Origin of the sequence: Pseudomonas sp. W17 (assembly GCF_040268305.1) — a bacterium.
In the GTDB taxonomy this organism is placed as follows: domain Bacteria; phylum Pseudomonadota; class Gammaproteobacteria; order Pseudomonadales; family Pseudomonadaceae; genus Aquipseudomonas; species Aquipseudomonas protegens.
In genome coordinates, this window is the sequence record NZ_CP158490.1 from 5,508,316 (window position 1) to 5,520,343 (window position 12,028).

Annotated in this window: 12 protein-coding genes; 4 read left to right on the forward strand and 8 right to left on the reverse strand. The window is 63.0% G+C overall.

What is annotated here, in order from left to right; all coding sequences use genetic code 11:
• Nucleotides 1-227: 227 nt before the first annotated feature.
• The gene (gene fadD2 / locus ABCR88_RS25205) at nt 228-1,916 is read right to left on the reverse strand and encodes a long-chain-fatty-acid--CoA ligase FadD2 (protein WP_350403653.1); all 1,689 of its coding nucleotides are present in this window, start codon (nt 1,914-1,916) and stop codon (nt 228-230) included.
• 214 nt (nt 1,917-2,130) lie between these two features.
• Here fadD2 and ABCR88_RS25210 point away from each other — a divergent pair, with 214 nt between their 5' ends.
• Together ABCR88_RS25210 and ABCR88_RS25215 are read left to right on the forward strand one after the other, a co-directional pair.
• Nucleotides 2,131-3,075 (forward strand): alpha/beta hydrolase, encoded by a 945-nt coding sequence (locus tag ABCR88_RS25210; protein WP_041119587.1) that lies wholly within the window; start codon nt 2,131-2,133, stop codon nt 3,073-3,075.
• A 49-nt stretch (nt 3,076-3,124) separates the two neighbouring features.
• On the forward strand, nt 3,125-3,595 hold the full coding sequence (locus ABCR88_RS25215; protein ID WP_011062855.1) for a MaoC family dehydratase: 471 nt from the start codon (nt 3,125-3,127) through the stop codon (nt 3,593-3,595).
• A gap of 67 nt (nt 3,596-3,662) precedes the next feature.
• Here ABCR88_RS25215 and ABCR88_RS25220 read toward each other — a convergent pair whose 3' ends face one another.
• From ABCR88_RS25220 to ABCR88_RS25235, 4 genes are all read right to left on the reverse strand, one after another.
• Nucleotides 3,663-4,529 (reverse strand): HlyD family secretion protein, encoded by an 867-nt coding sequence (locus tag ABCR88_RS25220; protein ID WP_350023117.1) that lies wholly within the window; start codon nt 4,527-4,529, stop codon nt 3,663-3,665.
• A gap of 10 nt (nt 4,530-4,539) precedes the next feature.
• Nucleotides 4,540-4,746, reverse strand: coding sequence for a DUF1656 domain-containing protein (locus ABCR88_RS25225; protein WP_011062857.1), 207 nt, complete (start codon nt 4,744-4,746; stop codon nt 4,540-4,542).
• Nucleotides 4,733-6,721 carry an FUSC family protein gene (locus tag ABCR88_RS25230; protein WP_011062858.1) on the reverse strand — a complete coding sequence of 663 codons (1,989 nt, stop codon included), beginning with the start codon at nt 6,719-6,721 and terminating at the stop codon, nt 4,733-4,735. Before ABCR88_RS25230 ends, ABCR88_RS25225 begins: the two co-directional genes overlap by 14 nt.
• A gap of 157 nt (nt 6,722-6,878) precedes the next feature.
• Complete coding sequence (locus tag ABCR88_RS25235) at nt 6,879-7,346, reverse strand: PA2169 family four-helix-bundle protein (protein WP_011062859.1); 468 nt, start codon at nt 7,344-7,346, stop codon at nt 6,879-6,881.
• Between the two features lie 232 nt (nt 7,347-7,578).
• On the opposite strand from ABCR88_RS25235, the gene ABCR88_RS25240 reads away from it, so the two are divergent.
• Nucleotides 7,579-7,815: a DUF3820 family protein gene (locus tag ABCR88_RS25240; protein ID WP_015636734.1), complete on the forward strand. Its 237-nt coding sequence runs from the start codon at nt 7,579-7,581 to the stop codon at nt 7,813-7,815.
• A gap of 13 nt (nt 7,816-7,828) precedes the next feature.
• Nucleotides 7,829-9,019 carry an aminotransferase class V-fold PLP-dependent enzyme gene (locus tag ABCR88_RS25245; protein ID WP_350403654.1) on the forward strand — a complete coding sequence of 397 codons (1,191 nt, stop codon included), beginning with the start codon at nt 7,829-7,831 and terminating at the stop codon, nt 9,017-9,019.
• Nucleotides 9,020-9,133: 114 nt separating this feature from the next.
• Here ABCR88_RS25245 and ABCR88_RS25250 read toward each other — a convergent pair whose 3' ends face one another.
• From ABCR88_RS25250 to zwf, 3 genes are read right to left on the reverse strand one after another with little or no spacing between them, the layout of a single operon-like run.
• Entirely contained in the window at nt 9,134-9,799 is a 666-nt protein-coding gene (locus ABCR88_RS25250) for a bifunctional 4-hydroxy-2-oxoglutarate aldolase/2-dehydro-3-deoxy-phosphogluconate aldolase (RefSeq protein ID WP_015636736.1), read from the reverse strand.
• 17 nt (nt 9,800-9,816) lie between these two features.
• Entirely contained in the window at nt 9,817-10,530 is a 714-nt protein-coding gene (gene pgl / locus ABCR88_RS25255) for a 6-phosphogluconolactonase (protein WP_019094569.1), read from the reverse strand.
• Nucleotides 10,517-11,986: a glucose-6-phosphate dehydrogenase gene (gene zwf / locus ABCR88_RS25260; RefSeq protein ID WP_015636738.1), complete on the reverse strand. Its 1,470-nt coding sequence runs from the start codon at nt 11,984-11,986 to the stop codon at nt 10,517-10,519. Before zwf ends, pgl begins: the two co-directional genes overlap by 14 nt.
• Between the last annotated feature and the right edge of the window lie 42 nt (nt 11,987-12,028).

The window sequence follows — 12,028 nt, forward strand, 5'->3', positions numbered from 1 at the left end:
GAAGTCACAAAGCGCGCCGAGAGTAGCAGCTTTGGAAAAGGCCGACTAGAGCCAAAGAAGGCCTGAATAGTCACAAAAATGACTCAAGACACTTAAATAGTCACTTTTAGAGTAAAAATTCTACCCACCTGAATTCCGCTCTGGCCCGGGGCTTTGCGCCCCACGGAAGGCAGAGCGGGCAAGCCGGTTGCGCCAACCGGCTTGCCCGCCAGGCAAAAGCCCTGGGCTCAAGCGATGTCGCGCAACTCGCGGCGCAGGATCTTGCCCACCGGGGTCATCGGCAAAGAGTCACGCAGCACAATGTGCTTGGGCACCTTGTAGCCGGTGAAATTCTCTTTGCAGTAGGCCTTGAGCTCTTCAAGGCTGACCCCCGCCTCACGCGGCACCACAAACAGCTTCACCGCCTCGCCGGAACGCTCGTCCGGTATGCCGATGACTGCACAGTTGGCGACTTTCGGGTGAGCCATGACCACATCCTCGATCTCGTTCGGATACACGTTGAAACCCGAGACGATGATCATGTCCTTCTTGCGATCGACGATGCGCACGAAACCGTCCGGATCGATCACCGCGATATCACCGGACTTGAACCAGCCCTCGGCATCCAGCACTTCGGCAGTGGCCTCGGGTTTGTTCCAGTAGCCCTTCATGATCTGCGGCCCCTTGATGCACAGCTCGCCCCGCTCGCCCAGCGGCAGCTCGACGCCCTGGTCATCGATGATCTTCAAGGTGGTGCCCGGTACCGGCAGGCCGACGGTGCCCAGCCGCGAACGCTCGCCATAGGGGTTGGTACAGGCCACCGGTGAGGTTTCGGTCAGCCCGTAGCCTTCGGTGATCCGGCAGCCGGTCAGCTTCTGCCAGCGCTCGGCGGTAGCCTTGACCAGGGCCGTGCCGCCAGAGTTGGTGAGCTTCAGATTGGAAAAATCCAGGTTCTTGAAATCCGGGTGATCCATCAGTGCCACAAACAGCGTGTTGAGCCCCAGTAGCGCAGAAAAACGCCACTTCTTCAGCTCCTTGATGAAGCCGCCGATGTCCCGCGGGTTGGTGATCAGCACGTTGTGGTTGCCGGTCACCATCATGCACATGCAGTTCGCGGTGAAGGCATAGATGTGGTACAGCGGCAGCGGCGCGATCATCACCTCCTGGCCTTCGCGCCACTGGGTGTGGCCGTCGGGCCCATGCTGGCCGAGGCAGGCCCGCGCCTGCTGCATGTTGGCCACCAGGTTGCCGTGGGTCAGCATCGCGCCCTTGGCCAGGCCGGTGGTGCCCCCGGTGTACTGCAGCACCGCAACATCGTCGTGGCCCACCTGCAGCGGCTTGATGCTCTGGCCACGCCCCAGGCGCAAGGCACTCTTGAAGGAAATGGCCTGGGGCAGGTGGTAGGCCGGCACCATCTTCTTGACCTTGTCCACCACGGTGTTAATGAGCCAACCCTTGGCGCTGGGCATCATGTCGCCCATCCGGGCCTCGAGCAGGAACTGGATATCGGTATCCCCCAGCACTTCCTGGACCTTCTGGCCGAAGATGTTCAGGTAGACCAGGGCCCGGGCCCCGCAATCCTTGAACTGGTGGCGCATCTCCCGCGCGGTGTACAGCGGGTTGGTATTGACCACCACCAGCCCTGCGCGCAAGGCTCCGAATACCGCGATCGGGTACTGCAAAACGTTGGGCATCTGCACCGCAATACGGTCTCCCGGAACCAGATCGGTATGGCTTTGCAGATAACCGGCGAAGGCCGCGCTGTAGCGTTCCAGCTCGGCGTAGGTGAGGGTCACGCCCATGTTGCTGAAGGCCGGGCGATCAGGGAATTTCTTGCAGGAACGCTCAAACACCTCGATCACCGACTTGAAGGCCCCCAGGTCGATCTCGTTGGGGACGCCAGCGGGGCGCTTATCATTCCAGAAATCAGGTTGCATTATTCTTGTCCTCTCTTGTACCTGAGCTGTCCGGGCCGCCACTGCAACGCTCTCAGGGGCGGGGCTCCTCGGACGTTAGCAGCTATGGCGATTCAGGCAAATATGCGCAAGTGTGTCATTAATTTTGTGAATCTTGCTTCCAACGGGCGCGCGAATCAGACGCCCAGGCACCGATGCGCTATAAAGTGCAGCGTCTTCGAGCAAAGGAATCGCCATGACCCATGACACGTTCTGGTTGACCACGAGCGACCACCACCGTCTCTTCGTCAACCAGTGGCTGCCCGAGCCGCCACTCAAGGCGGTGGTCCTGCTGTCCCACGGCATGGCCGAGCACAGCGGGCGCTATGCGCGCCTGGCGCAGGCCTTGTGCGCCGAAGGCTATGCCGTCTACGCCCCCGACCAGCGTGGCCACGGCAAGACGGCGGAACAGGGGGTGCTGGGCCACTACGCAGACCAGAACGGCTGGAGCAAGGTGGTCGGCGACCTGGCCAGCCTCAACCAGCACATCGGCCAGCAGCACCCCGGCACGCCCATCGTGCTGCTGGGCCACAGCATGGGCAGCTACATCGCCCAGGCCTATCTGCAACATCACAGCGCCAGCCTGCACGGGGCGATTCTCAGCGGCTCGAATTTCCAGCCAGTGGCGCTGTACCGCGCCGCCAGCCTGATCGCCCGCATCGAACGCTGGCGCCAGGGCGGCCAGGGGCGCAGCGCACTGATCGAATGGCTGTCCTTCGGTTCGTTCAACAAGGCGTTCAAACCCAATCGCACCGCCTTCGACTGGCTCAGCCGCGACCCGGAGGAAGTCGACAAGTACGTGACCGATCCATTGTGCGGCTTTCGTTGCACCAACCAGTTGTGGATCGATCTGCTGGGCGGGCTGCAGCAAATCAGCAAGATTGCCAACCTGAAGCAGATCGATCCGGGCCTGCCGCTGCTGGTAATGGGTGGTGAATGTGATCCGGTGAGCGCTGGCAAGCGTCTCAAGGATCTGGCCAACGCGTTGCGCGAGGCCGGCAGCCAGTGCCTGCAACTCAATATCTACCCCCAGGCACGTCATGAGCTGTTCAACGAAAGCAACCGTGACCAAGTGACCCACGACGTGCTGGCCTGGCTCGACCAGGCCCTGCAGCACCGCCGGCCACCGCGGTCGGAATAATCGGTGCGCAGCCAGTGCGCTTATTTATCTGTCAGAGGATTTCAGCAACATGACCCAGGTAACCAACACGCCTTACGAAGCCCTGGAAGTCGGCCAGACCGCCCAGTACAGCAAGACCGTCGAGGAGCGTGACATCCAGCTGTTCGCCGCCATGTCCGGCGACCACAACCCGGTGCACCTGGACCCCGAGTTCGCCGCCGCCACCATGTTCAAGGAGCGCATCGCCCACGGCATGTTCAGCGGTGCGCTGATCAGTGCCGCCGTGGCCTGCGAGCTGCCAGGCCCGGGCACCATCTACATCGGCCAGCAGATGAGCTTCCAGAAGCCGGTGAAGATTGGCGACACCCTGACCGTGCGCCTGGAGATCCTCGAAAAACTGCCCAAGTTCCGCGTGCGCATCGCCACCCGCGTGTTCAACCAGCGCGATGAACTGGTGGTGGACGGCGAAGCCGAGATTCTCGCGCCACGCAAGCAACAGACCGTGACCCTGCCGACCCTGCCAGCCATCACCATCGGCTGAGTCTCGCTCCCCAGGAGCCGGGTTGCCGGCGAAGGCTATGCCGGCGCTTTCGCCGGCAAGCCGGCTCCTACTGTTTGCCACCCTCCTCCACCTGCACACTGGCTGTCATGCCGGCGCTCAGGTTGATGCCTTCGGGCACCTTGTCGAGCTTGATCCGCACCGGAATCCGTTGGGCCAGGCGTACCCAGTTGAAGGTCGGCTCCACTTCCGCCAGCAGTTGCCCGTCAGGCGTGGCATTACGGTCGGTGATCCCCCGGCTGATGCTTTCCACATGGCCTTGCAGGGCATCACCGGCGCTCATCAGCCAGACCTTCACCGGGTCGCCGACCTGGATCCGCGGCAACTTGGTTTCCTCGAAATAGGCCTGGACATAGAAGGTCGAGTCATCGATCAGCGCCATCACCGGCTGCCCGGCATTGACGTAGTTGCCCTCGGCCAGGCGCAAGTTGGTGATATGCCCGTTACGGGGCGCATGCACCTGACTACGGGCCAGGTTCAATTCGGCGACCTTGGCCTCGGCCTGGGCCTGGCGCAGCTCGCCACGGGCGATGCCGGCGTTGATCTGGGCGTTCTCGCGCAACTCGGCGCTGATGGCCTGGGGGCCAAGAGCAGCGCGGCGGCTGGCTTCATGTTCGCGCAGGCTCAACTGCTGCTGGCGGGTCTGCACCACCGCCTGGGCTTTTTCCAGGGCGGCCTCGAAACGGTCGCGGTCGATACTCAGCAACAGCTCGCCGGCCTTGACTGGCTGGTTGTCCGCCACCTTGAGCTCGCGCACCCAGCCGGACACATCCGGGGCGACTATCACCACGTCGGCGCGGATCCGCGCATCGCGGGTCCAGGGCGTAAGCATGTAGTACTGCCACAAGTGATAACCGGCAAAGATCGCCACCGCCACCAGGCAGAGGGTAAACACGACACGTACGGGTGTACGCATGATCAACTCCTTATAAGGGCCCCAGTACCAGCGTAATGACCGTCAAGACACAGACGTAAAGGGCACAATCGAACAGTGCTTCGTGCCAGATCCAGCGGCCCAGCCCGGTTACCCGCACCAGCATCCGCAGGGCACCGGTCAGCACCAGCGCCAGCACCACATAAATCAGGAACGGGCTGAGCAGCACCCCGCCCAGCGACCACTCACGCAGCCCCATGACTTTCCTCCTGCTGCCGGCACCAACTGCGCCAGCTGCTTTGCAATTGCACGACGGCGCCCTGCGCCAGTTTCAACGCATCACTGGGCGGCTGCTGCCCCAGCGCCTCCAGCAGGGCCACGCTGGGCTGCTCCAGGGCATCCTGGCGACTGCCCGCCGGGCCTTGTTCCAGGGTGCGCTGCAGGTGCTCGAAATAAGCTCGCTGCGCGGCGCTGACCGGTACCTGGGCCACCGCCAGGCTCAGGCGCAGGTGCATCAGTTCGTCGCCGATATCCAGGCCCAGCAGGCCATCGTCCCAGCGGCTGCGGGCCGGCTCCGGCAGTTCCGGATAATGCCGCGCCAGTTGCAACAGGCGGTCGGCCATGCGCCCGCCAAACCAGCTTTCCGCCCCCCGCAGGTTGCGCCGGGTCAGGCGCACCAGATCGTGCAGGGTCGCAGCCAGCAGGCGCCGGCCGTGCCACGCCGGGTTGCGCAGAATCAGCAGATGGAAGGCCAGCACCGCGGCGCCCACTCCCAGCACCATGGCCTGGGCGTTATTGAAGAAACTGGCAACATCGAAACTCATGCGGTTCATCGGCGAGATCAGCACGATGAAGTGCAGGCAGAACGAAGTGGCCGTGGCGCCGATCTGCGGCTTGGCCATGCCCAGGGCGCCGAAGAACAGCGGCACGCCCATGGCCATCGCCAGCATCGGGAAACCGCTCCACTGGGGCAGCAGGATCTGCCCCACCACGAAGGCTGCCGGAACCGCCAGAAAGATCCCGCGCATGAAGCTCATGCCGATCTGCGCCCCGTTCTCGCGGCTGGCGAACAGGCTGCAGACCACACAGGTCAGGAGCATCGCCCCGGAGGCCGCGGGCCACGCGGTGGCCAGCCAGAAGCTGGCCACCGTCAGAAACGCCAGGGCGCTGCGGGCGCCGAATACCAGGGCCAGCGACAAGTCGCGGTGAGGTGTCAGCGTCGCCGGCTGCACCATTGCCCCGCGCCCCTCCTGCACCGCTGAAAGGGCCTGGGTGGCAGCCAGGGCGGTGTCCAGCAACAAGCTGAAACGCGCCAGGCAGTAACTCTGCGCCGGGCTGATCGCCCCATCGCGGGAGGCCTCCAGCACCCGTGGCGACAAGGCTTGCAGGCTGGCCCCATCAGCGCTGTCCAGGGCAGCCAGGACCTGATCCATCCACGGCTGCAACCGCGCGGCTTCGACGCTATCCAACTGCTTCCACTGGCGCCGCACCGAACGGGAGATGCGCAGCAGCATCAACAGTTTCTGGCTCAGGCCACCGATCGCCCGGGCCCGCTGGCGGCCCAGCGGGCCTTCGAACCAGGCATGTTCGCGCTGGGCATCGACGGCGACGATGCGTCCGAGGATCTCCAGCAGGCCCTTGCGGGCCTGGGCATCCCCGGCCAGGGTGGCACGGGCCGCCTGCATCCCGCTGTGCCAGGCGCTGCGGGCCTGATCGGCCAACTGTCGCTCGACGCGCAGCGGCCAGAGCAGCGCGCTGCTGGCGGTGGCGCAGATGATGCCCAGGGAAATCTCCGTACAGCGGGCCACCGCCTGGTCGAAGATCCCCAGGGGATGGCTGATGGCCGGCAAGGCAATGATGGCCACGGTGTAGCCGGCCAGCACGAAGGAGTAGGACCAGGCACTGCGCAACAGGGTCGAACTGGCCGTGCACAACCCCAGCCACAGCGCCAGGGCCAGGAGGAACAGCCAGGGGGTCTGGGCGAACAGCCCCATGAACAGCACCGACATAAGGGTGCCCACCAGGGTCCCCAACAGCCGCGCCAGACCTTTTTGCAGGACCATGCCGGACAGCGGCTGAGCCACGATGAATGCGGTCATCAGGGCCCAGGCCGGTTGCTCCAGCCCCCAGCGCAATGCCAGCCACAGCGCTACCCCACCACCGAGCAGGGTCTTGATCGCGAACTGCAATGCAGGAAGGTTGGGAGCAAGCAGGGCTTGCAGGGTAATGGGCACGGCTGGCAACTCTTGGCAGGACAAACACAACGATAGTCGCGATAGGCATCAGCGAAGCTGGGCTAATTATTAGCTAGCTAACTAAATACCGTCCAGCATTAAATCACCGGCATAAAAAAACGCCAGACTGGCTGGCGTTTTTGACAGGTTTTGACCCTTACGAACGGGCGCGTGCCTGATTGCGCAGGGCCTTGACCTGGTCGTGATTGCGTTGCACGCCGTGGTACTGGCGCTCTACCACATCACGAATGCCCACCAGGTTGTGCTTGTTGATCTTCTCCAGGGCCTCCTTGTAGGCCTTCAGTGCATGGTCTTCCCCACGCTCGGCTTCGTTGAGCACCGCCTCCTCGTCCTTGCCGGTCACCAGGGACTTGAGGTCGACCCAGCGACGGTGCAGGTCACCGCTGACACTGGTGGAGGTTTCCGGATCCCCGCCCATGGAGCGCACTACCGACTGCAGTTCTGCCGCGGCCGTGGCGCAATCGGTGGAGCGCTTGATGAACAGCGCCTTGAGCTCGGGGTGCTTGATGTCTTCGGCACAGGTCTTGAACCCTTCCTGACCGTCCTTGCTGGTCTCGATCAGGCTGTTGAGTACCGAAATAGCTTCTTTATTCAAGTCAGTCATTTTCTGGTTCCTTGTGGGTTGCGAGAATTGGGTTAACTCGAGATTTGAGTTAGTTGAGTTAACTGTTGCACCCGCCATGCCAGACTTGGATTATATTTTTATTCCTTACTATTCAATGACTTAGAAAATATACAAAAATCTGTATCCGAGTTATTTGCATGATCTGTCATTTGGCCTCCATGCAGAATGCCTGTATTTTCCAAGGCTCTTGAATGACACGACAGCCCCCGCCATGACCCCTGAAACTCTTGAACTGCTGGTCACCCGGGAAATGCCCTTCGGCAAATACAAGGGCCGAATCCTGGCCGACCTGCCCGGCCCCTACCTGAACTGGTTCGCCCGGGAAGGTTTTCCCAAGGGCGAACTCGGCGGCCTGCTGGCCCTGATGCAGGAAATCGACCACAACGGCCTTAGCGACCTGCTCGATCCCCTGCGGGCCAAACATGGCAAACCCAAACCCCGTCACTGAAAAAGAGCCCTCCATGCCAAGGACTGCAGCCACACTTGCCCACGACGAAGATCACTGGCAGGGCATCGCTCGCCAGTTCGACATCGAGCCGGGGCCGATCAACCTGGAAAACGGCTACTTCGGGCGCATGACCCGCAGCGTGGCCCAGGAGTACCAGCACAACATCCAGTGGGTGAACCGCAGCAACTCGCTGCTGGTACGCCAGCGCTTCGAGCAGATCGACGCGCTGGACATCCGCCGCCAACTGGCGGCGCTGCTGCAGGCGCCGGAAAACGCTGTGGCCCTGACCCGCTGTGCCTCCGACGCCCTGCAATCGCTGATCCGCAACTACAACCGCCTGCAACCGGGCGACCAGGTGCTGCTCAGCGACCTGGAGTACGACACGGTCAAGAGCGCCATGCGCTGGCTGGCCCGCCAGCGCGGCGTCGAAGTGATAGAGATCGTCCACCGGCATCCTGCCAGTTTTGACAGCCTTGTAAGCACCTACAAAGACGCTTTCGAGCGCTACCCACGGCTCAAGCTGATGCCCCTGACCTATGTCACCCATCGCAGCGGGCTGGTGATGCCGGTCCGGGCGATTGCCGCCGCCGCTCGGGAACACGGGGTCGACATCATCCTCGACGGCGCCCACGCCCTGGGCCAGATCGACTTCGACCTTCGCGACCTGGGCATCGCCTTCGCCGGTTTCAACCTGCACAAGTGGATCGGCGCACCGCTGAGCCTGGGCTTTGTGTATATCCACCCCGAACGCCTGGAAGACATCGACCCGGACATGGACGAGTTCCATTTTCCCCGTGACGACGTGCGCGCCCGTACGCCCTACAGCACGCCAAACATTCCGGCGCTGATGACCCTGCCCCGGGTGTTCGAGGAACACCGGGCGATGGGTGGTGCGGCGGCCAAGGGCGCGCGCCTGAACTACCTGCGCCATAGCTGGAGCGAAGCGGTGCGCGAAATGGACGGACTGGAAGTCATGACCCCGCAGGACCCGCGCCTGTGCTGCGCCATCAGCGCTATGCGCTTCACCCGCCACCAGGACCAGCAAGCCCTGGCGGATCGCCTGCTACGGGACTACAACCTGTTTACCGTGGCCCGCAATGGCGCAGGGTTCGGCACCTGCATCCGCATCACTCCGGGGCTGACCACTCCCCTTGCGCATATGCAGCAGTTGATCGAAGCCCTCACCGACCTGGCCGGCCGGTAAGCCCTGCCCGCCTGTCGCGCGCCGGGCAGCGCTATTCTCCAGGCAAAAAAAAACGGTGCGCCGACCAAGCGCACCGTAAAGCCGTAGAACACACCAACGAATCGGGTAGAACCTTCAGTCCAGCAGGGCCAGGGCCTCGGCCGTGCACTCCTGGATCCGTGCCCAGTCGCCGTTCTTGATCCACTCGGGATCGAGCATCCAGCTACCGCCGACACACATCACATTCTTGAGCGCCATGTAGCTCTTGATATTGGCCGGGCCGACGCCGCCGGTAGGGCAGAACTTGACCTCGCCGAACGGCCCGCCCAGGGCCTTGATCGCCGCCACGCCACCACTGACTTCCGCCGGGAACAGCTTGAAGCGGCGGTAGCCCAGGGCATAACCCTCCATGATCCCGGAGGCATTGCTGATCCCCGGCAGCAGGGGTATCGGGCTGGCCACGCTGGCTTGCAGCAGGTCGCGGGTGATGCCCGGGGTGACGATGAACTGCGAACCTGCCGCCTCCGCCGCCACCAGCATCTGCGGGTCGAGCACAGTGCCGGCACCGGTCACCAGCTCAGGACGCTGTTCGCGCAGGATCTGGATCGCCTTGAGGCCGAACTGCGAACGCAGGGTCACTTCCAGGGCGGTCAGGCCGCCGGCCGCCAGGGCATCGGCCAGCGGCAGTACATCCTGCTCGCGGGCAATGGTGATCACCGGCAGGATCCGCGCCTTGGCGCAGAGGCTGTCGATCAGGGCAACTTTGTCCGCCATGGAAACGGTCGGGGCGAGGTTTGTCATAGCGGCTGATCCTTGGCTCATGGGCACCAGTAAATCTCTAACGGGGTTTGCAGGAAGGCGCGAATCGGCATTTCGGCGACAGCGTCACCAGCCAGTGCGGCGCTCAGGGTGGTCAGCTTGGACTGACCGGAAATCGACAACAGGCTGTTGCGGGCCGAAGCCAGCAATGCCCGGCTCATGCTCAGGCGCTGATGGGGCACGCTGGGCGCCAGCATCGGCCAGCAGCGACGAGTGCCATCGGCCTTGAGCGCTTCAGCCAGGTTCGGGCTGTTGGGGAACAGCGACGCGGTGTGGCCGTCATCCCCCATGCCCAGCACCAGCACATCGATGCCCGGCAGTTCGGCCAGCAGACTGTCCGCTTGCAGGGCAGCCTCTTCAAGATTGGCCGCCGCACTGTAGAGGCCGAGGAAGCGAGCCTTGGCCACCGGCCCCTGGAGCAGGTAGCGCTTGAGCAGGCCCGCATTGCTGTCGGCATGCTCCACAGGCACCCAGCGCTCGTCCGCCAGGGTGATCAGCACCTTGGACCAATCCAGCTCCTGCTTCACCAGGGCCTGGAAAAACGCCACCGGGCTACGGCCACCGGACACCACCAGGGTGGCGTTACCGCGCGCGGCAATGGCCTCGCGCAGCAGCTCGGCGACCTTCAGCGCCTGGCCTTCAGCCAGCAGCGTGGGGCTGCGGAATTCGTGGGCGCGCACGCCCGCCGGCAGTTGCAAATCAGATATCGCCATACCAAGACCTCCCATCCCGCGTGATCAGTGCAATGGAGCTCATCGGCCCCCAGGACCCGGCCGCGTACGGCTTGGGCGCATCGCCGGATTTCTTCCACCCGGCAATCAACTGGTCACACCACTTCCACGCGGCTTCGATTTCATCTTTGCGCACAAACAGGTTCTGATTGCCGCGCATCACTTCCAGCAACAACCGCTCGTAGGCATCGGGGATCCGTGCACTGCGATAGGTATCGGAAAAATTCAGCTGCAACGGACCGCTGCGCAGTTGCATGCCCTTGTCCAGGCCCTGCTCCTTGGTCATCACCCGCAACGAGATACCTTCATCCGGCTGCAGGCGGATGATCAGCTTGTTGCTGATCTGCAGGCGCTGCTCGGGGGCGAAGATGTAGTGCGAGGGTTCCTTGAAGTGGATGACGATCTGCGACAGCTTCTGTGGCATGCGCTTGCCGGTGCGCAGGTAGAACGGCACACCGGCCCAGCGCCAGTTGCGGATATCGGCGCGCAGGGCGACGAAGGTCTCGGTGTCGCTCTGGGTGTTGGAGTTTTCTTCCTCCAGGTAGCCCGGCACCGATTGGCCTTCGCTGTGGCCGGCGATGTACTGGCCGCGCACCACCTGGGTGGTCAGGCCTTCCGGGCTGATGGGCGCCAGGGCCTTGAGCACCTTGACCTTCTCGTCGCGGATGCTGTCGGCCGAAAGGTCGGCCGGCGGGTCCATGGCGATCAGGCAGAGCAGTTGCAGCAAGTGGTTCTGGATCATGTCCCGCAGTTGGCCGGCCTTGTCGAAATAGCCCCAGCGGCCTTCGATGCCGACCTTCTCGGCCACGGTGATTTCCACGTGGGAGATGTAGTTCTGGTTCCACTGGGTTTCGAACAGGCTGTTGGCGAAACGCAGGGCAATCAGGTTCTGCACCGTTTCCTTGCCCAGGTAGTGGTCGATCCGGTAGATGCGGGTTTCCGGGAAGAACTGCGCCACCGCGTCGTTGACCTTGCGTGATGAATCCAGGTCCGAGCCGATGGGTTTTTCCAGGACCACACGGGTGTGCTGGTTGAGCCCGACCCGGGAGAGGTTTTCGCAGATCGCGCCATACACCGCCGCCGGCGTGGCGAAGTAGGCAATCAGGCGCTGCTCGCTGCCGACACGTTCGGCCAGGGCGACGTAGTCCTCGGCCTTGAGAAAGTCCACATGCAGGTAGCTCAGACGGGCGAGAAAACGCTGCAAGACCTGGCTATCGATATCCTTGTCGCCAACATACTTGTGCAGCTCGGTTTCGATATTCGCCAGGTGTTCCTGCTCGCTGCCAGGCTCGCGGGCCAGGGCCAGGATGCGCGTGTCGTCATGCAGCAAACCGGCGGCATCGAGTTGGTACAGGGCAGGAAACAGCTTACGCAGCGCCAGATCGCCCAGCGCGCCAAACAAGGCAAAGGTGCAGGGTTCAACCGTTATCGAAGGCATGATGTTTGTTCTTTTATCAAGTTAAGCTACAAATACCTTTTT